The sequence below is a fragment of the Providencia sp. TYF-12 genome, from assembly GCF_041344805.1.
GTDB lineage: Bacteria > Pseudomonadota > Gammaproteobacteria > Enterobacterales > Enterobacteriaceae > Providencia > Providencia huashanensis.
Genome location: NZ_CP166833.1, coordinates 1,332,040 through 1,356,916, shown reverse-complemented (window position 1 = coordinate 1,356,916; position 24,877 = coordinate 1,332,040). Strand labels below are relative to the sequence as shown.

The 24,877-nt window shown below is 40.8% G+C and carries 21 protein-coding genes; 7 read left to right on the top strand and 14 right to left on the bottom strand.

The genetic code is table 11. The features are described from left to right. The first annotated feature begins 26 nt into the window (after positions 1-26). Entirely contained in the window at positions 27-500 is a 474-nt protein-coding gene (gene ybaK / locus ABE954_RS05910) for a Cys-tRNA(Pro)/Cys-tRNA(Cys) deacylase YbaK (RefSeq protein ID WP_042848122.1), read from the top strand. A gap of 11 nt (positions 501-511) precedes the next feature. Next, positions 512-799 (top strand): hypothetical protein, encoded by a 288-nt coding sequence (locus tag ABE954_RS05905; protein ID WP_042848125.1) that lies wholly within the window; start codon positions 512-514, stop codon positions 797-799. A 42-nt stretch (positions 800-841) separates the two neighbouring features. On the opposite strand, the gene ushA is transcribed toward ABE954_RS05905, so the two are convergent. Continuing rightward, positions 842-2,512 carry a bifunctional UDP-sugar hydrolase/5'-nucleotidase UshA gene (gene ushA, locus ABE954_RS05900; protein ID WP_129466320.1) on the bottom strand — a complete coding sequence of 557 codons (1,671 nt, stop codon included), beginning with the start codon at positions 2,510-2,512 and terminating at the stop codon, positions 842-844. Positions 2,513-2,768: 256 nt separating this feature from the next. On the opposite strand from ushA, the gene ABE954_RS05895 reads away from it, so the two are divergent. From ABE954_RS05895 to ABE954_RS05885, 3 genes are all read left to right on the top strand, one after another. Beyond that, complete coding sequence (locus ABE954_RS05895; RefSeq protein WP_042848128.1) at positions 2,769-3,992, top strand: MFS transporter; 1,224 nt, start codon at positions 2,769-2,771, stop codon at positions 3,990-3,992. 286 nt (positions 3,993-4,278) lie between these two features. Further along, the gene (ybaL, locus tag ABE954_RS05890; RefSeq protein WP_042848129.1) at positions 4,279-6,030 is read left to right on the top strand and encodes a YbaL family putative K(+) efflux transporter; all 1,752 of its coding nucleotides are present in this window, start codon (positions 4,279-4,281) and stop codon (positions 6,028-6,030) included. 111 nt (positions 6,031-6,141) lie between these two features. Continuing rightward, positions 6,142-6,933, top strand: a complete 792-nt coding sequence (locus ABE954_RS05885; RefSeq protein ID WP_131680958.1) for a hypothetical protein — start codon at positions 6,142-6,144, stop codon at positions 6,931-6,933. A gap of 68 nt (positions 6,934-7,001) precedes the next feature. Here ABE954_RS05885 and ABE954_RS05880 read toward each other — a convergent pair whose 3' ends face one another. The 4 genes from ABE954_RS05880 to ABE954_RS05865 all read right to left on the bottom strand — a co-directional run bounded on the left by ABE954_RS05880 (position 7,002) and on the right by ABE954_RS05865 (position 10,899). Continuing rightward, complete coding sequence (locus ABE954_RS05880; protein WP_042848131.1) at positions 7,002-7,352, bottom strand: DUF1937 family protein; 351 nt, start codon at positions 7,350-7,352, stop codon at positions 7,002-7,004. Between the two features lie 108 nt (positions 7,353-7,460). Next, entirely contained in the window at positions 7,461-8,237 is a 777-nt protein-coding gene (locus tag ABE954_RS05875) for a DeoR/GlpR family DNA-binding transcription regulator (protein WP_042848132.1), read from the bottom strand. A 35-nt stretch (positions 8,238-8,272) separates the two neighbouring features. Next, positions 8,273-9,502, bottom strand: a complete 1,230-nt coding sequence (locus ABE954_RS05870) for an NAD(P)/FAD-dependent oxidoreductase (protein ID WP_042848135.1) — start codon at positions 9,500-9,502, stop codon at positions 8,273-8,275. Next, the gene (locus ABE954_RS05865; protein ID WP_206227457.1) at positions 9,499-10,899 is read right to left on the bottom strand and encodes an NAD(P)/FAD-dependent oxidoreductase; all 1,401 of its coding nucleotides are present in this window, start codon (positions 10,897-10,899) and stop codon (positions 9,499-9,501) included. Before ABE954_RS05865 ends, ABE954_RS05870 begins: the two co-directional genes overlap by 4 nt. Positions 10,900-11,140: 241 nt before the next feature. On the opposite strand from ABE954_RS05865, the gene ABE954_RS05860 reads away from it, so the two are divergent. Together ABE954_RS05860 and eutH are read left to right on the top strand one after the other, a co-directional pair. Then, positions 11,141-12,580 carry an FGGY family carbohydrate kinase gene (locus ABE954_RS05860; protein ID WP_371025798.1) on the top strand — a complete coding sequence of 480 codons (1,440 nt, stop codon included), beginning with the start codon at positions 11,141-11,143 and terminating at the stop codon, positions 12,578-12,580. A gap of 20 nt (positions 12,581-12,600) precedes the next feature. Further along, positions 12,601-13,845 (top strand): ethanolamine utilization protein EutH, encoded by a 1,245-nt coding sequence (gene eutH, locus ABE954_RS05855; RefSeq protein WP_042848141.1) that lies wholly within the window; start codon positions 12,601-12,603, stop codon positions 13,843-13,845. 331 nt (positions 13,846-14,176) lie between these two features. On the opposite strand, the gene ABE954_RS05850 is transcribed toward eutH, so the two are convergent. From ABE954_RS05850 to apt, 9 genes are all read right to left on the bottom strand, one after another. Further along, positions 14,177-15,490, bottom strand: coding sequence for an inosine/guanosine kinase (locus ABE954_RS05850; protein WP_048608064.1), 1,314 nt, complete (start codon positions 15,488-15,490; stop codon positions 14,177-14,179). Between the two features lie 105 nt (positions 15,491-15,595). Beyond that, the gene (gene wzz(fepE), locus ABE954_RS05845) at positions 15,596-16,717 is read right to left on the bottom strand and encodes an LPS O-antigen length regulator Wzz(fepE) (protein ID WP_371025797.1); all 1,122 of its coding nucleotides are present in this window, start codon (positions 16,715-16,717) and stop codon (positions 15,596-15,598) included. 123 nt (positions 16,718-16,840) lie between these two features. Beyond that, positions 16,841-17,806 carry a ferrochelatase gene (gene hemH / locus ABE954_RS05840; RefSeq protein ID WP_071548528.1) on the bottom strand — a complete coding sequence of 322 codons (966 nt, stop codon included), beginning with the start codon at positions 17,804-17,806 and terminating at the stop codon, positions 16,841-16,843. A gap of 173 nt (positions 17,807-17,979) precedes the next feature. Further along, positions 17,980-18,624, bottom strand: a complete 645-nt coding sequence (gene adk, locus ABE954_RS05835) for an adenylate kinase (RefSeq protein WP_004913624.1) — start codon at positions 18,622-18,624, stop codon at positions 17,980-17,982. 192 nt (positions 18,625-18,816) lie between these two features. Next, entirely contained in the window at positions 18,817-20,685 is a 1,869-nt protein-coding gene (gene htpG / locus ABE954_RS05830; protein ID WP_042848252.1) for a molecular chaperone HtpG, read from the bottom strand. Between the two features lie 495 nt (positions 20,686-21,180). Next, on the bottom strand, positions 21,181-21,780 hold the full coding sequence (gene recR, locus ABE954_RS05825; RefSeq protein WP_042848149.1) for a recombination mediator RecR: 600 nt from the start codon (positions 21,778-21,780) through the stop codon (positions 21,181-21,183). Then, positions 21,780-22,109 (bottom strand): YbaB/EbfC family nucleoid-associated protein, encoded by a 330-nt coding sequence (locus ABE954_RS05820; protein ID WP_004260403.1) that lies wholly within the window; start codon positions 22,107-22,109, stop codon positions 21,780-21,782. Before ABE954_RS05820 ends, recR begins: the two co-directional genes overlap by 1 nt. 48 nt (positions 22,110-22,157) lie before the next feature. Continuing rightward, entirely contained in the window at positions 22,158-24,080 is a 1,923-nt protein-coding gene (gene dnaX / locus ABE954_RS05815; RefSeq protein WP_371025796.1) for a DNA polymerase III subunit gamma/tau, read from the bottom strand. A gap of 111 nt (positions 24,081-24,191) precedes the next feature. Beyond that, entirely contained in the window at positions 24,192-24,743 is a 552-nt protein-coding gene (apt, locus tag ABE954_RS05810) for an adenine phosphoribosyltransferase (RefSeq protein WP_042848155.1), read from the bottom strand. Between the last annotated feature and the right edge of the window lie 134 nt (positions 24,744-24,877).

The following is a 24,877-nucleotide window of genomic DNA, read 5'->3' as shown; positions in this document are numbered from 1 at the left end:
GTCATAACTCAATAAAAGGCAAAAGAATGACTCCAGCCGTTAAATTACTCGAAAAACAAAAAATTCAATTTACACTGCATCCCTATGAACATGACCCCAATGAAAGTAACTTTGGTGATGAAGCAGTGCGTAAGCTCGGGTTAGATGCCAAACAGGTATTTAAAACACTCTTAGTCGCCTTAAATGGTGACCAAAAAACATTAGCCGTTGCTGTCACCCCTGTTTCAGGTCAATTAGATTTAAAGTTAGTCGCCAAAGTATTTAAAGTAAAAAAAGTTGAAATGGCCGACCCTCAGATAGCCCAAAAAACAACGGGGTATTTGCTTGGGGGGATTAGCCCATTAGGCCAAAAGAAGCGTCTGCCCACCGTTATCGATGACCAAGCACAACAATATGCGACGATGTTTATTTCTGGGGGAAAACGTGGATTAGATATTGAGCTCGCCCCCACAGACCTCGCTAACGTACTGAATGCCACCTTTGCTGAAATTCGCAAGTAGCTACTGATTTAATGTTTCCCGTTACTATTGAATGGGTATTAACTAAAAATGGTGGTAGAAAACAACTACCACCAATCGGGCTCTATTATGCAGTCGCTCACTTCGATATCCCTAACAGTAAAAATTGGAGTGTAGTATTTCAACTTGAAATCCACTTAATAAATAGCCATCAGTTGTGGTTAACACAAGGAAAAGTTCGTTTTCTTGTTGACCATGCACCTAATGACTATTTTAAGCACTTATCTACTTTCAAGATCTTTGAAGGACCACGTTTAGTGGCAAATGTATTTTTGCGATAAAAAAGCCCCATATAAATGGAGCTTTTCTACTGGTTTTATGAATTATTTATTGTTGTAAATAATTTCACCTTTAGGTTCATAGTCCGCGGCCTTCAGAGGGGAATGTTTTTCAATATACCCCTTGAGGACTTCTGCATCGACAAAACCTGTATTGACGTAGTTTGGATGGTTGTCGATTTTCGGATAACCATCTCCACCGATAGCATTGAAGTTTAATGTTGCCATGCGATAAGTTTTGCTAGGGTCAACAGGCTTACCATCAATTTTAACATCACTGATAGTGCCATCTTTATTCAGTGTTAAATTCACATTATAAAACTGACCATACGCACCCGCATCAGGCTTCATATTTGCCACAGCTGTCAAATAAGGGATCACTTCATCCCCTTTAAAATCAACATACACTAGCTCATTAGCAAACGGTTGAACTTTAAGGACATCTTTGTAGGTAATATCACCACTTTCAATAGAATCACGAACACCACCACCGCTCATGATGGCGAAATCGGCCCCTGCTCGCTCTTTTTGTGCAGCTAACAGAAGATGCCCCATATTGGTTTGAACAAAACGAACTTTACTGCGGTCACCTTCAAGTTTACCTTCAACTGACCCCACCTTCACACTAAGTTGCTTATCACCTTTTTCTTGGTAAGGCGTCAGAAGCTTGGTCATTTCAGGGTTGTGAGCTATTTCTTGCGTATAATAAACGCGCTCACTCGTGCCGTCTTCTTTCGTGATTTTTTTCTTTAAGTTAATTGGAATTAACTGGTAATGTTTCAGGGTAAACTTACCATTTTTAAATTCAAAATCAGCACGTCCGACATATTTACCCCATTCGTGTGCTTGAACAATCCAAGTCCCATTTTGGTTATCTGGCGCACAAGGCGTGCCTGGCACATAATCAGCTTGCTTGTAGTTTTTATTTTCTTGAGACATACAAACAGGGTCTTGTGAATGCCCCCCAACAATCATATCTAAATAACCCGCGGGTAAACTACGAGCCATTTCTACATCACCCGGCGCATTTGAACCATGATTGCCATCATCATAGTGCCCCATGTGGGTTGCGGCGATGATGATGTCTGGTTTTTCTGTTTCTCGTAACTCTTCGACGACTTTTTTCGCTTCATCAGCAGGTACGCGAAACTCAACGTCAGGGAAGTTTGCTGGGTTACCGATACGAACTGTATCATCGGTTGTTAGCCCCATCACGGCGATTTTTACGCCTTGCTTATCGAAAACTTGGTAAGGCTTAAATAAACGCTTACCTGTGCTTGCCTGATAAATATTGGCAGATAAGAAAGGAAACGTTGCCCATTTTTCTTGCTGGCGCAGAGTTTCCAAAGGATTATCAAATTCATGGTTACCCAATGCCATTGCATCGTAACCTACAAGGTTCATACCTTTGAAGTCAGGCTCTGCATCTTGCAGATCTGATTCAGGAACACCTGTGTTTATATCACCACCAGACAGCAATAAAACGCTACCACCCTGCTTTGCTACTTCATCGCGAATTTCATCAACCACTGTTTTCTGAGCTGCTAGCCCGTATTCGCCATGGTCATTATGCCAAAAGTGCCCATGATGGTCATTGGTATGCAAAATAGTGATATTATAGGTTTTATCTTTTTCCCACGCATTTGCCATAGTGGCAGGTATTAACGCTAATGATACCGTCAATGCACATGCGGATGCCTTAAATGTAAACCTCATACATTTCTCCCTGCTGGTATAGGAATTTTAATTGACTAATATTAGATTATAGCTTGTCACGACCCTCAGTTTTATAGCACAAAAATATGAACAGGATTTGATACCTATTGCAGAATAAGAAATTCGTTTCATAAAAATGAGATCGCCATCAAATAAATCACTGGTGTTATTTTTTCATGTGACTTATTTATTCATTTAAATAAATTGTATTTCAGCTATATTGATAACAATTATGTAACACAGAAAGTTGATAATTATGAGTGAGCAAACCACAACCCCAAATAACACGAATCCATCAAAACCACTGAATAAAACTGGGAAAACTGTTTTTAGTATTCTAACTGCTATCAGTGTTTCTCATTTACTCAATGATATGATCCAATCGTTGATATTAGCGATTTACCCTTTGTTGCAAGCTGATTTCTCATTGAGTTTTGCCCAAATAGGGATGATCACCTTGACCTATCAGATTACGGCTTCATTATTGCAGCCTATCATTGGGTACTATACCGATAAGCACCCGCAGCCGTATTCATTGCCGATTGGAATGACCTTTACCCTAACGGGGCTTATTTTGCTCGCAATGGCTGAAACTTTCCCTACCATTTTGCTCGCTGCCGCTTTAGTCGGAACCGGCTCTTCGGTCTTTCACCCTGAGTCTTCGCGTGTTGCTCGTATGGCATCAGGGGGACGTCATGGCCTCGCTCAGTCCTTTTTCCAAGTTGGCGGCAATTTAGGCGCTTCTTTAGGACCATTACTCGCGGCTTTAATTATAGAGCCTTATGGGAAAGGGAATATTGGCTGGTTTTCATTAGCGGCATTACTCGCCATCGTCATTTTATTACAAGTCAGTAATTGGTATAAGCAACAGCACCGTGCTGCAAGTAAAAAACCCGCTTCTACCGCTGATATTAACGTGTTACCACGTAAAGCGATTATTGGTTCACTAGCAGTATTGTTAGTGTTGATTTTTTCCAAATATTTCTATTTGGCCAGTATTAGCAGCTATTACACTTTTTATCTGATCGATAAGTTTGGTGTTTCTGTGCAAAACGCCCAGATCCACTTATTTGTTTTCTTATTCGCAGTTGCAGCAGGCACCATGATTGGCGGCCCTATTGGTGACAAAATAGGGCGTAAATACGTTATTTGGTTCTCAATCCTCGGAGTTGCACCTTTTACCTTAATTTTACCTTATGCCTCACTGTATTGGACTGGTATCCTTACCGTGATTATCGGGATGATTTTAGCCTCCGCTTTTTCTGCTATTTTGGTCTATGCGCAAGAACTAATCCCCGGTAAAACAGGCATGGTGTCAGGGTTATTCTTTGGTCTCGCTTTTGGAATGGGAGGCGTCGGTGCTGCCGTCTTAGGGCATATCGCTGACTTAACCAGTATAGAACAAGTTTATCATTATTGTGCTTTCCTACCATTACTTGGCATTTTTACAGTATTGCTGCCGAATATCGGTCACAAATAGATTTATTTTGTTATATTTCCCACACTTACCTAAAAATAAGTGTGGGTCTTTCTCACCACATTAGAGATAAATTCCAGATAAAAATCCCATAATCTTATCGTTTGTAACGATTTAGCACCCTTAAAGCGTCTTTTTTTTAAAAACATTTCATTTTTTTAAGGAAATTTTTCTCAAAAAAAGTTAAAATATAAAAACATCGCATTTGCATTTTAAAATGAAGGCCTCATTTTAAAAGTCAACGGCATGTACCCACCTATTATTATTTATACTAATCAGAGGAGACTAAATGGAGCATTCAACGCCCTTAATCACAACCATTGTTGGTGGTCTCGCCCTTGCATATGTGTTAGGTATGATCGCACAGCGATTAAAAATCTCCCCTTTAGTTGGTTACCTTGCAGCAGGTGTTCTCGCAGGCCCATTTACGCCAGGGTTTGTTGCGGATGCGGCTCTTGCACCCGAGTTAGCTGAAATCGGTGTTATTTTACTGATGTTTGGGGTTGGCCTACATTTTTCACTGAAAGATTTACTCGCCGTTAAATCCATCGCCATTCCTGGGGCAATTGCACAAATCGCAGTAGCCACCTTACTTGGTCTTGGGTTATCCCTATTGTTCGGCTGGGGGATCTTTACGGGTATTGTTTTTGGTCTTTGTCTTTCGACCGCCAGTACTGTGGTATTACTTCGTGCATTAGAAGAACGGCAACTGATTGAAAGTCAACGTGGGCAAATTGCGATTGGCTGGCTGATTGTGGAAGACTTAGCCATGGTATTAACCTTGGTCCTACTCCCCGCAGCCGCTGCCATCATGAATACCGATGACGCAAGCTTTAGTGAATTAGCATTAGGCCTAGCTTGGACTATCGGGAAAGTTGTTCTATTCATCTTCATTATGATAGTGATTGGCAGAAAGGTCATTCCATGGATTTTATCGCGCACCGCTTCTACGGGGTCTCGTGAACTATTTACCCTTGCAGTACTTGCGCTAGCATTAGGTATTGCCTACGCAGCAGTCGCGATTTTCGACGCTTCATTCGCTCTTGGTGCTTTCTTTGCTGGGATGGTATTAAACGAATCAGAATTGAGCCACCGCGCAGCACAGGATACCTTACCATTACGTGATGCATTTGCTGTTCTGTTCTTTGTCTCCGTCGGGATGCTATTTGACCCAGTCGTACTTATTGAACAACCTTTAGGCATTCTTGGTGTACTCGCCATTATTATCATTGGTAAATCTGCGGCGGCATTAGCACTAGTCAGGATGTTTGGCCATTCACGGCGAACCGCCTTAACCATATCAGTTAGCCTTGCACAAATCGGTGAGTTTGCATTTATCTTAGCAGGTATGGGCTTAACACTCGGTGTCATGGATAAAGACGCGCAGAACCTTGTGTTAGCAGGGGCAATTGTCTCTATTATGCTTAACCCTGTGTTATTTACTTTATTAGATAAATACCTCGAAAGTACCGAAACCATTGAAGAACAACTTCTGGAAGAAACGCTGGAAGAAGAAACTCAAGTGCCTGTCGATATTTGTGGCCATGCCATCATTGTCGGTTATGGGCGTGTAGGCGGTATGCTAGCAGACAAGCTACGTAGAAAAGAAATCCCTGTTGTTGTCGTTGAAGATACTCGAGCAAGGTTTGAAGAGCTGGCCGAAAATGGCTTTAGTGCGATTTTAGGTAATGGCGCGAATAAAGACATTATTAGCCTTGCCCGCATCGAATGTGCCAAAACGTTACTGCTAACCATTCCTAATGGTTATGAAGCAGGTGAAATTGTGGCAACAGCTAAAGAAATGAACCCTAACATTACTGTGATTGTTCGTGCTCACTATGATGACGAAGTCAGCTTTATCAAAGAACGCGGTGCTGACCATATCATTATTGGTGAACATGAAATTGCCAAATCAATGGCGACACTCATGTGCCACGATGTAGAGGAATTTGGCTGTTCTGTCGATGATTTTATTGATGGTGACAACGATAAAAAAGGTGAAGGCAAGAATTTAGCGGAATACCTAAAACCTAGCCACTAGAGCCTTATTCCCCCTTTAAAGCCGTAACTCGAGTTACGGCTTTTTTACACAAACTTTTTGATTACACCTTCTATATTATTTCCTACTCGTTAAAATTCAGGAAAATAATAAATGAAAAAAAACCACCTGCTTTGCTTATTGTCATTATTTATTTCATCGGCTTATGCAGTAGATGACTGTCGTGATGAGTTACGAAACACACATCGTGAAAACTTGCATTTAATGACTCAAAAGATAGTCTATGGCCCTATTAAATCAATAAAGTCAGTAAGCTATGCATCAACTCCCACAGGCTCGCCTCTAGATACAAAAACGCTACAAATGCAGTTTTCAACTTGTGGTGCTTTAGAAAGCTATCAAAGTGAGTCAAAATGGTTTTTAGACAAAGAACTAAACTCATCACTAAAGAGAACCATCCAAAAAAATCCAACCTATGAAATGGTAAATATTATTTCATTCGGCCAGCCAATACAGAGTATCGAAGGTAAGTTCACCTTTGAGCAAGACCCATCCGGGAAAATATCCACAGTCAAAACCCATGACCAAGCAGGTAATGACTATACAGTCAGTACCACGTACAAAAATGGCAAAATAGATTCCACAAAGGGCTTTACTGAAGGAGTCGAGGTATTTTACCAATATTCCTATGATGACCAAGGAAAACTTGTCTCAATGGTCGGTAATTCAGGGCAAGATATCCGCCAGTTTAGTTATGACACTCACGGTTTTTTTAAACAAGAAATACGTAAAATCAAACTCAATAATGAGGAAGTCTCCACCACTATTGAGTGTTTAGAAACTGATAAATTTGGTAACTGCCTAACAGAAAAGTTAACGAATTCACGTAGTAATCTACCTGATACTTTAATTGAAACGTTCAAATATCAGTACGAATATTATTAAATAATTGGCATAAATAAAAAGTCCATAACAACAATAGGTTATGGACCGATTTATTTTATGGCTGGAAATTATTTTTCCATTTGAGCCTTAAACTCGTCGCCAGTCCAAACAGGCAAGCCTTTATCTTTAAAAAATTGAATTTCTGCCGCAACACCACCACTCTTTTCCCAGCCGGGTAACGTCAATACAATTAACCCATCACAACGTTTCAAGAATTCCATATCGATGGAAGACCAAGCCACTTTTTGTCCTTGTGTTGCAAGAAATTGATTTATTGGATGAGTCATTGTGATCTGGCTATAAGTTGCAATCCCTTGAAGGGCGAGTTCAGCGGCAAATTTTGTACACTCCTGAAAGCGCATTTCCACAACATTGCTATCAGGGTCTGAGTAAGGGCAAGCAATAAAATAAAGGCTCATAATAATTCCTAGTGTTGGCAATAACGTATTTTGGATAAAGCAACCCTATAAAAAATAATTCATTATTTTCCATAGGGAGAACTAAAATTTAATTTTTAAAACTACAGCTTATTCAAGCTCTGCAATAATAATCTTTGTTTTTGGTCGTTTTTTATTTTCAGGTAATTTAAAGTCTTTGCTGGTTGTCACTAAATAATCAATATTATCCCAACCTGTAACAAAATTAATGGCATGCTTATTGGCTTTTGTGCCGTCCGCTAATACCATTAATTTGTCACTATTTTCCATCATTTTTTGCGCAATAGCAGCCTCATCAACATGTTGATCCATAACCCCATGTAATGAATGAATAGCCCCTGCACCTATAACCGCATAATCAGCAAAAAATTCAGCAATATTCTTTAGCGCAATAGCCCCTAAGCAGGCATTTTGCGCTGCATTAAATTGCCCACCAATTAAAATAGTTTCAATTGTTGGGTTTTCCTGCAATATATTCGCTAATAGCGGTGAGTTAGTAATTATTGTTAGGTTATCAATTAGCTTTACTCGCTGGCTAAATTCAAATGTTGTTGTACCAAAATCGATAAACAACGTATCACCCGGTTTAATAAATTCAGCCGCTTTCGCTGCAATCGCTTTTTTTTCATCAACCGCGGCTTGAGCCCTTTCAGTAAAATTACGTTCAAACTTTGACTGAATATTAACTGCGCCACCATGAATTTTCTTAAGTAATTTTTGAGTTTCGAGCTTACTCAGATCTCGACGGATAGTTTCTTGCGCGACATTAAAATGCTTTGCGAGCTCTTGTACATACACCTGACCCTGAGTAGAAAGTAACTCAATGATGGTTTGATGACGTACTTTTGAGGAACGCCCCTCACACATAGTTTAACCCTTCTTGACCATTTACATTTCTAGCACTATACAACAGCGATACTAATTTCAGTAGCATCTCGTTGTATTTTTGTTAAATCGATATTTTTCAGCAAAATACGCCTAGTTGGCAAACCTCGATGGTGCTTTTCATATAATAATGTACTGCCAGCCATAACCTTAATAGTGCCATTCACCGCGTGCTCGACTTTAATATTAAAATTAATTTTATTTATTGAATTATCATTAATATCAATGCAAGCAGGCACACTAAAGCAAATTTTATCATCCAGATGCACTGGGAGCCGTTGAGTCTCTTTTAGTTGCTGTTGGTGATGATTCGCCAGTAGGTCATCTGCAATCTGTTCACCTACCCAAAGCCCCTCTTGGTAACACTGATCACCCATATCTGCAGGGTGTAACATATTACCAGCAGCATAGTAGCTCGTATCAGAGCAACGACCCCGTTGGTCCGTTACAGGTTTGCCTGTCGCCGCATCATAATCAAGGTGGCTTTTGCGAATTAATGTATTTTCCCCAACAAATTGCCCAGTAAAAATGACCGAATCACACATAATTTTGTGAGTTTTACCGGCACTTTCAACTACCACATACTCTACACGCTCTAATCCACCAATTTCAGTAATTTGGCTATTAAGAAACACTGGCGTTCCCATTGCTTTGGCAAATAATGTGGCTGGCTTAAAGGCCAAAATGCGATCACCACTTTCAATCATAGCCTGCGCTTTAACGCCTGCATTTTTTAGTGTCCATAAAGCAGAAAAGCTTACCAGTTCGCTCCCCACAATAACTGGGTTACGACACGGTTTTTTACCATTAAGATACACAAATTGCTGTAATGCACCCGCAGTGATAATACCTTGGGGACGCAACCCTGATACCAAGCGTGGATGCCTTGGTGTCTCCCGCACTCCTGTTGCAATTAAAACACGTTTTGCTTGCGCCTCTACAAGCCCATCAGGAGTAGAAATGGTTAAATGCCCATTAGGGTGAAGCTGAGTCACCGTACTACGGGTAAAGATAGGAGTGTCTCCCAGTTGAGCTACAATCTTTTTAGCAAACTGGTTCCCTTTCATTGGGCGCTTAAAGGCAAGTACCCCAAACGTTGGGTGCTGACAATGACGCGGAACCCCGCCAGCATCAGCTTCACGTTCAATGATAGCAACACGTTGAATACCGCGACGGCGCAACGAATACGCAGCAGCAACCCCAGCAGGCCCTGAGCCTATGATAACCACATCATAATTCAAACTCATTTTACTGCCTCCACTGCTAATGTATGGTCAAACCGGCCATTGATTATTTCTGCTACCTGACTGCTACAATAAAACCCATTACAACGCCCCATCATCACGCGCGTTCTACGTCGCAATGCCCCTAAGCATTCAGGCGGAATATCGGAGTCAAACGCAGCTTCAATTTCTCGCTGCGTAACAAGCTCACAGTGACATACGATGCCACCATTACTTTTACACTGATAATCCCGTTGGTGATATTCGGATATCATTGGCATTGTTGGCCAAATTAGCGTTTCTGGAGGAGAAAGCTCAAATAATGGCGTAAAGTGTTGTTGGTATAGTTTTGCCAAGTAGTTAGCAACACCTAAAGCAGAGGTTAACCCCGTTGAGCGGATCCCGCCTGCGCATATCCAGTGTTTTTCAGGATAATCATTTATACGATAATGTTTTTCTTCTGTTGCAGGGCGCAGTCCCGCATAAGTTGCCGTTACACTATAATTATGTAATGAAGGTAACATCTGAGAGCCTTGGGAGATTAAACCCTCTAGCACTTCTTGTTTCACTTCCGCTTTCCAACGGTCATCCTGTTCTTCTGCTGTTGGGCCTAATAATAAGTTACCAAAAATAGTTTTTGATAATAGTACGCCTTTAGTTATTGCGGTTGGCACTGGTAAAATGATCGCATTAATATCGGCAGCGGCGGCTTTGTCATAAACCAAAAACTGCCCTTTGCGTGGTTTTATTTGGAATGGTGATGGGTGGCAGATCGACTCCACAATATCACCGTTAATACCAGCACAATTAATTACCAAACGAGCAGAAAACTCACCTTTTGATGTGGTTAAATCCCACACCCCATTGTTTAGCGAACCGTTTTTTACTTCACAATGAAAACGATATTCAGCACCATGTTTCACTGCTTGAGTTAAATAAGACAGTGGCGTACTCCAAGGGTCGATAACCGCTTCACCGGGGACATGAACCGCAGCCAGCGCGCCCTGAGCCAAATGTGGTTCTCGGCGATATAACTCCTCTTTATTGATGATTGCCACATCTAATACATTGTTAGTGTGTGCTTGCTCAACAATCGCAGGGAGTTTACTCAATTGCTCTTCATTCCATGCAACAACTAATGCTCCGGTTTCGAGTAACGGTAAATTCATTTTTTCTCTGATTTCAATGAATTCACGATACCCATCTTGCATACATTCAAGTTCCAGACTCCCTGGTGTGGCGTCAAAACCCGTATGTAATAGTGCACTATTTGCCTTACTTGCTCCCGAAAGAATGTCTCCACCACGCTCTAACAGCAGTGTTTTGGCACCCATTAGTGTAAATTTACGTGTCACAGCACAGCCAATGACACCACCGCCGATGACAATGACATCCCAAATTTTTTTATTATTAATATCCATGGCTGAGATCCTTAATTTCTAACTTGCACACATAAAACCACATAATTCCCACAACCACAACAAATAAAACAACACAAACCACAACATTAACAAAAATATTATTCACATTGTTACAATATTGTGAGTTTTATCACATTAGTGAAACTTATTGTGAGTTTTTTGTGGATTTTATTTCCGATTAAACGATAGTAAGCAAAAAAACAGACTAATTTACAACATTTACAACACTGGGAATATTGCGATGCTCAATCAACGTTATGCGGCTATCGATCAGGGAACAACGGGAACCCGGGTCGTTGTCTTTGAAGAAGGCGGCCATTATCACTCCCCAATGAGCATTCCTCATAAACAAATCACGTTGAACAGTGGTTGGGTAGAACATGACCCTGAGGAAATCTTGGCAAATATTATTAAATGCTTAAATAGCTGCGAGGTTGTTGATGCGATTGGTCTTTGTCATCAAGGTGAAAGTATTGTCGCATGGGATGCTCAAAGTAAGCGCCCTTTATACAATGCGATCGTTTGGCAAGATTTACGCACTGAAAAAACCATTTCACGGCTGAAAGAAGCAGGCTTGGAACCACTAGTGCAATCTAAATCAGGTTTGCCGCTAGACCCTTATTTTTCCGCCAGCAAAATGGGATGGATTATTGAGAATGTGGTGGGAGCGAAAACGCTAGCGGATAAAAACCAGCTACGGATAGGCACAATGGATGCTTTTTTCCTCGACCGTTTATGTGGTGTATTTGTCACTGACTATAATTCCGCATCACGAACCTCACTACTCAATATTCACACTTTAGAGTGGGATCAACAACTATGTGACATTTTTGGTGTGCCTATTCATTGTTTGCCACCTATTAAAGACAATATTGGTGATTTTGGTGCCATCAACCTCGATGGGCATTTAACCCCTGTCACGGCAATCATTGTTGACCAGTTTGCCGGCACATACGGTCATGGCTGCCGTGAAAAAGGGGATGCAAAAATTACTTTCGGTACAGGCGCTTTTTTACAAGCACTGACAGGGGCTGATATTCCTAAAACTCACGAAAGTGGATTATTACCAACCTTGTGCTGGAAATTTCCGGGTACACCTGCCGTTTTCGGATTAGATGGAGGGGTATATAACGCAGCATCAGCCATTAATTGGGCGCGTAAAATTGGCCTTTTCGACTCATTCGATGAACTCACCGATTTTAGAACTGAACCAGCAATTAAACGCGGCCTTGCATTCGTACCTGCATTATCTGGCTTAGGCTGCCCTTACTGGGATCGGAGTGCCGCGGGGTTATGGGCGGGGCTTTCTCTAGATACCGATAAAAAAGACATAATGCAGTCCGTTCTTGAAGGAATAGCAGCTCGTTCAGCGGAAGTTATTTTTGCAATGGAGCAAGTTTCACCTTTAGGTCAGTCAATTTCAGTCGATGGAGGGTTATCTTCAAATCAATACTTTAAGCAGTTTTTAGCCAATTTATTACAAAAAAATATTGAAGCACCAGCAAACCGTGAAGTAACAGCATTAGGCGCAGCCTTATTGGCTCGTAAAGGCCTAGGTATCACTCACGAAATGGCAGTTAGACGCAATGCAACCATAACACGCCCAGATGGAACCAACATGCAAGGCGTGATGGAACAGTATCGCGACATCATTGCCCGTTCTCGCCAATTAAGACACTAAAATAATAAAAGGACCCTACCATGGCTGAATTCGGAAATTACATTATCTATTTAATCATGTGCGGTGCGATTATAGGCGCAGTCGCATCTATTGTTAGACCAACAAGTGACCTCGGAAAAGAGTTTGTTAATGGTATATTCTCTATTGGTCCCGTTTTCCTTGCACAAGCAGGGATTATGGCAGCCGTACCGTTACTATCACAGTTAATATCCTATGTGCTTGGCCCTGTTTTTTCATCTGTAGGGTCAGATGTTTCAATTGCTGCATTGTCAATTATTGCAGTCGATATGGGTGGCTATCAATTAGCTGATGCACTCACAACAAACCGCGATATGTGGATCACGGCCATGTTGATCGGCTATACCTCTGGTGCCACCATTGTTTATTTGATCCCTGTTGGTTTAACCATGTTAAATCGTAAAGATCATAAATATCTAGCACTGGGTGCGATGGCAGGTCTGATCTCGATCCCCTTTGGCGTACTGGCATCCCTGTTGTTAATTACATTCAATAATATTCCAGTTAGAGACATTATTTCGACTAACTCACCCGCAGCGCATCAATTAACCTTAGACTTCTTCACGATGTTGCAATACTTGATGCCACTGTTTGTATTCTGTTTCTTACTCGCAGCTGGGTTAAAATATCGCCCAATGCTAATGGTTACCGGTTTTTTAATTTTCGGTAAGATTATGGATGCATTTGTGAAATTAGTCTTAGCATTCTCTATTGTTGAGCATTTTACTGGCGTATTTAGTAAAGTCTTCGGTGCATGGGGCTTTGACCCACTGTTTGCAGATCAAAATGAGCTATTCCGTGCAATCGAAATTGCAGGTTATATTGGTATCATGCTGGCAGGGACATTCCCAATTTGTTACCTGTTCCAACGTTACTGTAAACCATTAGTTCGCGCATTAAGTAACCGTTTAAAATTGAGTGATACCGGTTCGTTAGGTTTTATTATGGTAATGGCAAACATCATTGCAACTTATCACTTATTCAAAGATATGCGTGCAAGAGATAAAGTATTATGTGTTGCATTCGGTGTTTGTGCACAGGCTACAATTGGTGATCACTTAGCCTTTACCGCAAATTTCCAACCCACGCTTGTTCTCCCCATTTTACTTGGTAAATTGGTCGGTGGGGCCTTAGCCGTATTTATTGCAATCAAAATATCAGTCCCTCAAGCTATGCGCTATGAAGAGGAAGATGCAAAAGAATCTGAAAAGGTGGAGGTAGAGCACCAACTTGCTACCACTAAATAAAAATAATTCACATTAGTTATGTTTATATAATTATTATTAGAGATTAGCTGCATTTGAAATGTCTATACCCATAAAGTAGGATGCAGCTTTTATTTATTCGTCGCTTTTAAATGCCAAAATTCATCCATTAACTACATTTAGTTAATGCCCCATGATTTATTTCTTGTCATCATTATTCACAATTTATCTCATAATTTGTTACTAATTAATTAATATATTAATCAATTAATATATAGATGTTATATATTGATATAAAAAACCCCAATATTTATATTGGGGTCAATTAACTTAACATACTTCAATAATATAAATATTGAATATCATTTTTAACTTAGCGATCCCAGTAGGATTCTTCCAAACTATCTTCTTTTTCAGGTAACCCGCGAGTTAACCGTGGTGAATGCTGTGTTAACACTTGATAACTAACACGATTAGCATACTTACACACTTGAGCTAAAGATGAATATGTTAAGTATTGGCGTTCATGTTTACTGGAGTTTGGGACGTTTGAACGGTGATAAGAATTTGCTGTGATATCATGGAGTAATGCAGATAATGCGCCGTCTCCTGCACCATTCGTATTCATTATTTTTTCCGGCCCCCCCATATAAGGTTCAATATGAGAAAAAATCCGTAATGGTACTTGGCAATCTTGCTGGCGCATTGCACGACTAAACTCATACAAATTAAACTCTGCAATCGCCCCTGGTAACAATGGGTGCTGTGTTGTACGTTTATAGCTTTCTTCTGTGTACCCAGCCATATACAACCCTGACGGCCCAGCGGTACAAAGCACTAAATCAACCCAATCTAAAGCCATATTCGAGGCTAATAGAGGGTCACTTAAACCGGTTAGTTCTTGTGCTTCATCTTCGTTCATCGCGACTACTGAAATATGTTCGGCGAGAAAATCACGCCAAAACTGTGGGTCCTGAGCAATAACGAATTTAGTCCCCAAAGTTAATACCACTGGCACATTATGTTTTTTCGCATATGTAATGGCTTGCATCGTCGCTTCAGGCATGGTCTCACCTGGCTTACAACGTACTAAATAGGCCGTTAATACTAATGCAGAAGCCCCTGCAATAATATCTTCAGGGATACTACTAGGCTGTAAGCGGTTCATATGGCCAGGGCTAATAGCAAACGTCCGCTCACCATTTTCAGTAATTAGCGTGAAACAACGCCCAATAGGGCCATCAACACCTTGCAAGAAATTTAAATCCATACGGCTAGAGGTATGACATAAATAACGATAAGCATAACTGCCAATTTGGATATTGTTACACATTGTGCCTAACAGGACAGAGCGATCATCCGCTAAGACAGAATAATTATGCAATGTATTACCAATCGTACCACCCGCAAATTCATGTGTAATCAATGCGTTATCTGTTAATTCTTTATATAACGCCTCAGCAATAGCATCTTCTATAACCAGTGAGTGCCCTTTGCTTAATTGATAGCGTTGAATAAACTCATCATCCACTTTTGCTTCGATGTCGACCAAAGTTTGGTCGATACCAACAATATAGGATTTACAGTTTTCTTCATCAGCCAACGTTTCTTTTAGGGGCTGTAAAAGCGGATCTCTGAGACTAACAGGGAAGTAATGTTTTGACTTACGCTGACCGGGGAATTTCATAATTAGGAGATTAAAAATGGAACATCTCCCTATTCTAACACGATAAAGCTAAGCCAGCACCTCAAAAGAAAGTGCTGGCTTGATTACTATCATCTAGCTGAATAATTACACATTTTGCTGTTTATAATCACGATATAACTGGCGACTCAATACAAATGAACAGCTCAATATAAAGCCGAGAACTGCGCTCAATGCCACAATAAGCGATGATTTAGGTGAATCTTTTTGTAGTGGGAAATCCGGTGTCAAAATAAACATCACGGGTGCAAAGTCTAACTCCTTGCTCGTTAACGCATTAAGTTCATCAATATAAATTTGACGGTTCTGCAAGGTTTCGCTCATTAAAGCTAAATCACGGTTTTGTGTCTCAATGAGTAATTTCTTTTCTAAGGCTTCTGTACCAAGCGCAATTGGGTAGTCAGGGTCATCGTTGATCGTTACAGAATCACTCGCAATCGGTTTTTCTATCCCAGCAGCTTTCGCGATGTCAACAGCTCGCTTTAAGCGTTCAACTTTAACATCATATTCCGTTTGGATTTTACTGACTTCGCGTTTCAGTGATTCGCTAGCAAAGATCAACCGCTGAGAAACAGTGTTATCTATCTCAACTTTAATTTGCTGCCTCACTTTTGATGCACTATAGCGAATATACCCCTCAAGTAAGTCTTGTGCTTCGATAGGTAAAGACGCCGTAAACTTTAAAACAATGTCATTGGAGGTACTGTTTTTTTCTTTCGATTGGTCTTGAATTTGGATATCGTTGGTAATGATTTGATTCACTAACCGTTGTTGACTAGCAACATCATCTTTCGGTTCGATATTTTGCGCTAACTGCTGAAAATACCGTGTACTTTTTACATATTCGCTCTGGTTAACTTTTGAACGAAACTGATCAACAAACACGCTAAAAATGCGCTGAGCACTTAAATCAATAGGGATTTCTAGTGCGTCTAATTGCGCTTTTAATTTGTTTACTTCTTGGATGTTTTCAGATGTAGGAGGAATAACAATTGCTGTACTACTCCATTTTTGGGGTAAAAAGCTGACAATCCCCGCGCTCAACACAATACAGAAAGCAGTAAAAATAATAATTAAGAGCTTATGCTTTAATAAAATCGAAAATAATGCCATGAGGTCAATTTCATCATTCTGCTGTAAATGAAACTGAGGAGCAGTATTTGGTTTCTGCTCTATATTATTGCCTCGTGGCGGTTGCTCATTGCTCATATTAATTCCAAAAGACATAAAATTTGTTTAATCGTTTTTAATTTCAGATAAGTTATTATAGTCTATAATCGAATTTTTGATATATCGATAAGCTAACTTTTTTGTATTAATTGTATGCATTGACTACTTTAATGCATCTTCAATTATTAAATTAATCATGCTAATACTATCTTGATTATCATTTAAAGCCGATATGTAATTATATTTATGACCACCACTGCTAATAAAGAACTCTTTATTTTGTTCGCTTATCTCTTCTAATGTTTCCAAACAATCAACTGAAAACCCAGGACAAATAACCTGAACTGATTTTACACCTTGGCTGGGTAATTCATGCATTGTTTTATCCATGTAGGGCATGAGCCAAGGCTCTCGTCCAAAACGTGACTGGTAAGTGAGTAACACGTTATCACTTGGATAATTTAAGGCTTCACGCAATGCCTGAGCGGTTTTTTCACATTCTTGCTGATAGATATCACCTGTATCACAATAACGCTTAGGAATGCCGTGGAAAGACAATACCAGCCTATCTGGTTCACCGTGCTTGGCAAAACTAGCTTCAATAGAAGTTACCAGTGCTTTAATGTACGCAGGATGAGTGGCATAACTCCGAATAAATTGAACTGACGGAATAGTACGTCGACCTTGAAATGCCCTTGTAACTGCATCATAAACCGCAGCAGTTGTGGTACATGAATATTGTGGATATAAAGGTAAGACCACTAAATCAGTAACCCCTTGCTCCATCAGGTTATCAATCGCAGTTTTAATTGATGGTGAACCGTAGCTCATCCCTATATCTACTGGAATATTAGGCAACAAAGCGGCTAATTTTTGCTTTTGGCGTAAAGAGTAAACCAATAATGGGGAGCCGTCTTCTAACCAAATAGATTGATATAATTTCGCGACTTTCGACGACCGAATAGGCAAAATTGCACCATATAGAATAGGTTTCCAAATTAGACGAGGTACATCAATAACGCGAGTATCACTAAGAAATTCTGCTAAATAGCGTCTAACTGCTGAGGTTGTTGGGGCATCAGGTGTTCCTAGGTTAGCCAATAAAATGCCGTATTTTTTTTCTGACATGAAACAACTCCTAATTGATAATCATTCCCAACATTAACATAGTTAAATAACTATTTTTATCACCAAGTGGTATAACAATAAAGGCAGCGATCTCGCTGCCTTATACTTGGCTTACACCCTTAATAATGCAAGTTACTGTTATACAGTAACAAGAAGCATAAGGAGTGCCAATATTAACCTAAAATTTTTGCTAATTCTTCACTAACTTCAGAAACTTTACGTGTACCATCCAATTTGAAGTACTTCGTATTACCTTGTTTTGCTTCATTTTGATAATAAGCAATTAAAGGAGCCGTTAATGCATGGTACTCAACTAAACGTTTACGTACGGTATCTTCTTGGTCATCTTTACGTATCGTTAATTCTTCACCGGTTACATCGTCTTTACCTTCCACTTTCGGTGGATTAAAGTTGATGTGGTAAACACGACCAGATGGTGCATGTACACGACGGCCAATGATGCGCTCAACGATGATTTCGTCTGGTACATCAAATTCAAGGACGTTATCAACGGTAATACCCGCTTCTTTCATGGCATCCGCTTGCGGAATTGTGCGAGGGAACCCATCTAACAAGAACCCATTACGGCAATCATCTTGTTTGATACGCTCTTTAACTAATGCGATAACCAATTCGTCAGTCACTAATTTACCGTTATCCATTAATTCTTTAGCTTGCAAACCAAGTTCGCTCCCTGACTTAACAGCTGCACGTAGCATGTCACCTGTTGAAATTTGAGGGATCCCAAACTTTTCCATAATAAATTGAGCTTGAGTGCCCTTACCAGCGCCTGGAGCGCCAAGCAGAATGATACGCATTGCGTAAACCCCTTGCTATTTAGATTTTTATAATTTGAAAAGAAAACAAGCTACCATACCATTAGCATGGCGCTTTACTCAAGAACACACGTAAACGTTTTCGCATTTATCTTTTTTCGCAAAAGAAAAAAACCACGCTAAAGCACAAGCAAAAGCGTGGTTTATGTTCAAAAACGAAAGTACAAAATTAACTTATTTTAAAAGCAATTCGTTGATTTTTCGTATAAATAAATTTGGATCTTCCAATGTACCACGCTCGGCCAATAATGCTTGATCCAATAACACATCAACCCAATCAGCAAATACAGACTCATCTGACACTTCAGACGCTTTTTTCACCAATGGGTGTGCTGGGTTTAATTCGAAGTTGTATTTCACTTCTGGCGCAGCTTGACCAGCCGCAGCGAATAATTTCGCCATCTGAGTGCTCATTTCATCAGCATTTGTAGTGACAATCGCTGGAGTATCGGTTAAACGATGCGTCAGTTTGACGTCTTTAACCCTTTCACCCAAGAATGATTTTACACGCTCAACAAATGGTGCTAATTGTTTATCCGCTTCTTCTTGTTCAGCTTTGTTTTCATCCGCAAGTTTATCTAATGACTCATCAGCTTTACTGACTGATTGGAATTGTTTGCCATCAAACTCAGACAAATAGTTCATCATCCATTCGTCAATACGGTCGGATAACAACAATACCTCAATACCTTTTTTACGGAATAATTCGAGGTGTGGGCTACCTTTTGCCGCCGCATAGCTATCTGCGGTGATATAGTAAATTTTATCCTGCCCTTCCACCATACGGCTAACGTAGTCTTCTAAAGAAACATTTTGCACGCTGCTATCTGTTTGAGTGGTCGCGAAACGCAGAAGTTTAGCAATGGTTTCACCATTTGCCATATCTTCCGCAGGGCCCTCTTTCATCACTAAACCAAATTGTTGCCAGAAAGTTTGATATTTTTCCGCATCTGTTTTCGCCAATTTTTCAAGCATTTGTAGAACACGTTTAGTCAATGCACTACGTAAACTGCGTGTTAATGCGCTATCTTGCAATATTTCACGAGAAACGTTCAATGGCAAATCATTGGAATCTAATACACCACGAATAAACCGTAGGTAATTTGGCATAAACTGTTCAGCGTCATCCATAATAAATACGCGTTGAACGTATAATTTCAGGCCATGCTGTTGGTCACGATTCCATAAGTCGAATGGTGCTTGAGAAGGAACATACAGTAAACTGGTATACTCTTGTTTACCTTCAACGCGGTTGTGCGTCCAAGTCAAAGGGTCAGCATAGTCGTGGGAAATATGTTTATAGAATTCAACATACTCTTCATCAGAGATCTCAGACTTACTACGTGTCCATAGTGCTTTAGCTTGGTTAATCTTTTCCCACGTTACCGTACCGTCTTCTTCATTTTTATCTTCAATTTCAACAGGTAAAGCAATATGGTCTGAATATTTACTAATTACTGAGCGTAGACGCCAGTTATCAAGGAATTCTTTTTCATCGTCACGTAAATGCAACGTAATTTCTGTACCGCGTTCCGCTTTTTCAATATCGGCAATAGTATACTCACCTTCACCCGCAGATTCCCAAAAAACACCTTCATCCGCAGGGGCTCCTGCTGCACGGCTACGTACTGTGACTTTATCTGCGACAATAAAAGCTGAATAGAAACCAACACCAAATTGACCAATCATTTGGCTATCTTTTGCCTGATCAGTACCTAGAGATTCTAAAAATGCTTTCGTACCTGATTTTGCGATAGTCCCCAAGTTATCAATAACTTCTTCACGGCTCATACCAATACCGTTATCACTAATCGTTAATGTACCTTGGTCTTTATCTGCGCTAATACGTACACGCAATTCACCATCATTCTCATACAGTTCTGGTTTAGATAACGCACGAAAACGCAGTTTATCCGCCGCATCTGATGCGTTGGAGATCAATTCGCGTAAGAAAATCTCTTTATTCGAATAAAGAGAGTGGATCATTAATTGGAGGAGTTGCTTAACTTCTGATTGGAAACCACGCGTTTCCTGTCCTTTCATACTCATTAATCGCCTCTATTTCATCAATCTAATTGGATAGGTTTGACTTATCGATGCAGATTAGTTGGGGGCGAAAAACAAAAATTCAAGCGATAAAGACAAAAAAATTTACTGAAGAAAAAACCAAAACCAATGATTAGAAAGGAAATAATAACAACCGCAATCATTTTAAAGATAGTTAATGAAAGGAATAATTCTACTCATCTCCAATCATATACTCTAAATAATTTGTGCTGTAGCTAGGCGTCAAATACGTTAATCCCTAGGAACATACACCAATATGTGACCCAAGTCACCGAGTGTAGCCCCCACGACTCAAATTAGTAACTGAATTCTGTAGGGTGATTTTAGAAAAACGAAATCAATACTATCCTCTAAATAGTTCAAGTTGTAGGTAGGCGGCAAATGAGGAGATCTCGGGGAGCATACATCAGTATGTGACCCGAGTCGCCGAGTGCAGCCAACACCCCTACAGCTTGAAATATGACGAGGATATTACAATCGAGAGCGGCCGGAGAGCGAATGAGACAGCGTCGTACTATCGACTAACTCTAATTCCCCACCCACAGGCACCCCATGAGCAATTCGGCTCGCTGCCACCCCATATTGTGCGCACATTTCCCCAATATAGTTTGCTGTTGCTTCACCTTCTACCGTCGGGTTTGTCGCTAAAATCACTTCTGTGATCGTCTCTACCGCTAAGCGTTCTTCTAACCTATCAAGGCCAATATCTATCGGACCAATACCGTCCAATGGCGATAAATGCCCCATAAGAACAAAATAGCGCCCTGAAAATTGCCCAGTTTGTTCAATGGCATAGATATCTGCTGGGCTTTCGACAACACAAACTAAACCATTTTGCTGACGACGCGGATTCGCACAAATATTACAAACCTCTTGTTCGGTAAACGTTCTGCAATCACGGCAATGACCAATTTCAGACATTGCACTTGTGAGAGATTGCGCTAAACGCATCCCACCGCTCCGGTCACGCTGTAGAAGATGGAAAGCCATACGCTGCGCTGACTTTGGCCCAACGCCGGGAAGACAGCGCAACGCTTCCATTAATGATTCAAGAAGCGGACTTGTTTGCATTAGAATGGCATCTTAAAGCCTGGTGGTAATTGCATACCACTAGAAACGCTCGCCATTTTCTCTTTTTGTGTCTCTTCAATGCGTCGAGCCGCATCGTTAAATGCCGCTGCAATCAAGTCTTCTAACATTTCTTTGTCATCTTCTAACAAGCTAGGGTCGATCTCAACACGGCGGCAATTATGCGAACCATTAATTGTCACTTTCACTAAGCCAGCACCAGACTCGCCTGTAGCTTCAAGTTGAGCGATTTCTTCCTGAACTTTTTGCATTTTATCTTGCATTTGCTGGGCCTGTTTCATCAGGTTACCCAATCCACCTTTACCAAACATAGTTTTCTCTCACAACTGAGGCTACAGATTAACCAATATACTGTAGCGTTAAACGGGGCGAATACTTTCTTCATCCAACTGCGCATCAAACATAGAGCGAAGTTTTTGAATCGTCTTATCCGCAATAATTGACTGACGAGCTTGCGCCAGTTTCTCTTCATAAATCGCCTGTCGCCATTCTAGTGGTGTTTTCACATCACTATTATCATCATGAACGATTTTCAGTTCAACAGAACGACCATACTGCTCGCTCAGAGCTTCCTCTAGCGCTTTATGCGCTTGGGGCTTATCGAGGTGCTTCTGAGATGAACGCAAATGTAAAATAATTTGCGACTCACTTAATTCTTCTATATATGAATTCAAAGCTAATTGTTCAACCAGCTTAGGAATATTTAATTTTGCTATTGTCCCGGACCAGCTGTCTCGCTCCCGCCCTTCTTCAATAATTTTTACTGCTAATTCAGGGGTTTTCTCATATTCTAACGCTTCTTTGATCTCACTTGGCGTCGTAACGGCATCTTTTTGAGCCATTGTTTCTTTGTTCTGAGCTTTCCACTGATACGGCTTTGGTTTCTGAGCTTTCACCCCTTGTGAAGCTTTGTTTTCCACATTTTGTTGGTGTTTGCTGGTCACGGCGGCCAGCCTTTCTAGTGCTGATACCGCCGGCTTAGCCTTTTCAGACGTCGCCGGTTTAGCCTTTTTTAGGCCAGGGTCCTCGCTTTGGGGTGATTGCAGGGTCTGCCTAGCTTTTAATAACTGCAAGGTTGGGCTATTTTCTGGCAAATTCTCTGCACGAGTTTGTGGCGGCGCTCCCCTTTGAGGTGCACTCTGTGTTACCGTTTGTGTGATCACCCGAGGAGGCGCTTCAATTTCTTCGATTACACTTTTAGGGTGAAATGCCAGTGCTCGCAATAAGGCCATTTCTACCCCCATACGCCGCTCAGGTGCATAGGGCAATTCTTTTCTTCCTACCAACAAGGTTTGGTAGAAAAGCTGTAAATCTGCTGGAGAAATAACCCTTGCAACTTGCCGCAAGCGCCCGTCTATCGAAGATGGGTCTGTTTCTTGCTCCGCAGGAAGAAGTTGGATCATCGCGATGCGGTGTAACTGGGTTAAAATTTCAACCAGTAAATTCTCCCAGTCCGCACCTCGGCTAGCCGCTTGCTCCACTTGGGTCATCACGGCGATGCTATCAGCACGGACTAATGCCTCAATGATAGCTAATGGTTGCTCATCATCCAGTGTGCCAAGCATTTGACTCACTATGTCAGCAGTTACCTTGCCTTGCCCCATCGCGATGGCTTGGTCTGTTAAACTTAATGCATCACGTAAACTACCATCAGCGGCTCTCGCTATCAGCTGGCGAGCACGCAGGTCATGTTCAATATTTTCAGCATTAAGAATTAATTCAAGTTGTTCGCTAATTTGAGTGACATCTAACGCTTTTAGATGGAACTGCAAGCAACGTGACAAAATAGTCACGGGAAGTTTTTGTGGGTCAGTCGTCGCCAAAAGAAATTTTACGTGTTCTGGCGGCTCTTCAAGGGTTTTCAACAAGGCATTAAAGCTATGACGTGACAGCATGTGGACTTCATCAATCAAGTAGACTTTGAAGCGACCGCGTGCTGGTGCGTATTGGACGTTATCGAGTAATTCGCGGGTATCTTCCACTTTAGTTCGTGAAGCTGCGTCAATCTCAATTAGGTCGACAAACCTGCCCTGTTCAATTTCCAAGCAGTTGACACATTGACCACAAGGGGATGCCGTGATCCCTTTTTCGCAATTAAGACCTTTGGCAAAAAGGCGAGCAATCGTCGTTTTCCCTACGCCTCGTGTGCCCGAGAAAAGATAGGCGTGATGAAGCCGCTGGTGCTCCAGCCCATTAGCAAGTGCAGTCAAGACGTGTTGTTGGCCAACAACGTCTGAAAATTTTTGAGGTCGCCACTTACGGGCAAGTACCTGATAGCTCATGGTTCCCACAGTAATTTAACATGATACGTGAATAAATATAATCTTAGTACATGCTACCACAGCCTCAACCCTTACGGCGAGGTTGTGATAAAAATAGAGGGAAAATAAAGATTAGTGCCCAGGGAATTCAACTAAGCTGTAAGAAGATACGCCTTCTTTTTGTAGCCGCTCCACACCACCAAGGTCAGGTAAGCTAATGATAAATGCGGCTTCAACCACATTAGCACCGAGCTGCTTGATCATTTTAACTGTTGCTTCAACAGTGCCACCAGTTGCTAATAGGTCATCAACAACCAATACATTATCATTTGGGGTAATGCTGTCTTTGTGGATTTCAAGGGTATCGGTACCGTATTCAAGGTCATAAGTCATACTTAATACTTCACGCGGTAGTTTCCCTTTTTTACGTACAGGAACAAAACCAACACCTAAACGTAATGCGACAGGTGCACCGAATAGAAAACCACGTGCTTCAGTCCCTACAATTTTAGTAACCCCTTTATTTTGGTAATGCTCAACTAACATATCAATGGTTGCTTGGTATGCTGCTGGGGTGTTTAACAAAGTCGTGATATCACGAAAAATCACACCTTCGATTGGATAATCTTGAATAGATGCGATACTTTCTTTAATCAATTGCAGTTGTTGCTCTTTAGCGGTCATAATAAAAGCCAATATAGTAAACACGAAAGTGTAGAATTTATGTAAAGTACCATAAAAATGCAACAAGAAGCCGACTATTTGCAGTTGCTTTTGTTGCTGAATATCAATATTACGCTATTTTTCACATTTAATGA

Bases quoted from the DNA above. Each gene is read 5' to 3' on its own strand.
- ybaK (WP_042848122.1), top strand. From the start codon at position 27: ATGACTCCAGCCGTTAAATTACTCGAAAAACAAAAAATTCAATTTACA.
- ABE954_RS05905 (WP_042848125.1), top strand. From the start codon at position 512: ATGTTTCCCGTTACTATTGAATGGGTATTAACTAAAAATGGTGGTAGA.
- ushA (WP_129466320.1), bottom strand. From the start codon at position 2,512: ATGAGGTTTACATTTAAGGCATCCGCATGTGCATTGACGGTATCATTA.
- ABE954_RS05895 (WP_042848128.1), top strand. From the start codon at position 2,769: ATGAGTGAGCAAACCACAACCCCAAATAACACGAATCCATCAAAACCA.
- ybaL (WP_042848129.1), top strand. From the start codon at position 4,279: ATGGAGCATTCAACGCCCTTAATCACAACCATTGTTGGTGGTCTCGCC.
- ABE954_RS05885 (WP_131680958.1), top strand. From the start codon at position 6,142: ATGAAAAAAAACCACCTGCTTTGCTTATTGTCATTATTTATTTCATCG.
- ABE954_RS05880 (WP_042848131.1), bottom strand. From the start codon at position 7,352: ATGAGCCTTTATTTTATTGCTTGCCCTTACTCAGACCCTGATAGCAAT.
- ABE954_RS05875 (WP_042848132.1), bottom strand. From the start codon at position 8,237: ATGTGTGAGGGGCGTTCCTCAAAAGTACGTCATCAAACCATCATTGAG.
- ABE954_RS05870 (WP_042848135.1), bottom strand. From the start codon at position 9,502: ATGAGTTTGAATTATGATGTGGTTATCATAGGCTCAGGGCCTGCTGGG.
- ABE954_RS05865 (WP_206227457.1), bottom strand. From the start codon at position 10,899: ATGGATATTAATAATAAAAAAATTTGGGATGTCATTGTCATCGGCGGT.
- ABE954_RS05860 (WP_371025798.1), top strand. From the start codon at position 11,141: ATGCTCAATCAACGTTATGCGGCTATCGATCAGGGAACAACGGGAACC.
- eutH (WP_042848141.1), top strand. From the start codon at position 12,601: ATGGCTGAATTCGGAAATTACATTATCTATTTAATCATGTGCGGTGCG.
- ABE954_RS05850 (WP_048608064.1), bottom strand. From the start codon at position 15,490: ATGAAATTCCCCGGTCAGCGTAAGTCAAAACATTACTTCCCTGTTAGT.
- hemH (WP_071548528.1), bottom strand. From the start codon at position 17,806: ATGTCAGAAAAAAAATACGGCATTTTATTGGCTAACCTAGGAACACCT.
- adk (WP_004913624.1), bottom strand. From the start codon at position 18,624: ATGCGTATCATTCTGCTTGGCGCTCCAGGCGCTGGTAAGGGCACTCAA.
- htpG (WP_042848252.1), bottom strand. From the start codon at position 20,685: ATGAAAGGACAGGAAACGCGTGGTTTCCAATCAGAAGTTAAGCAACTC.
- recR (WP_042848149.1), bottom strand. From the start codon at position 21,780: ATGCAAACAAGTCCGCTTCTTGAATCATTAATGGAAGCGTTGCGCTGT.
- ABE954_RS05820 (WP_004260403.1), bottom strand. From the start codon at position 22,109: ATGTTTGGTAAAGGTGGATTGGGTAACCTGATGAAACAGGCCCAGCAA.
- dnaX (WP_371025796.1), bottom strand. From the start codon at position 24,080: ATGAGCTATCAGGTACTTGCCCGTAAGTGGCGACCTCAAAAATTTTCA.
- apt (WP_042848155.1), bottom strand. From the start codon at position 24,743: ATGACCGCTAAAGAGCAACAACTGCAATTGATTAAAGAAAGTATCGCA.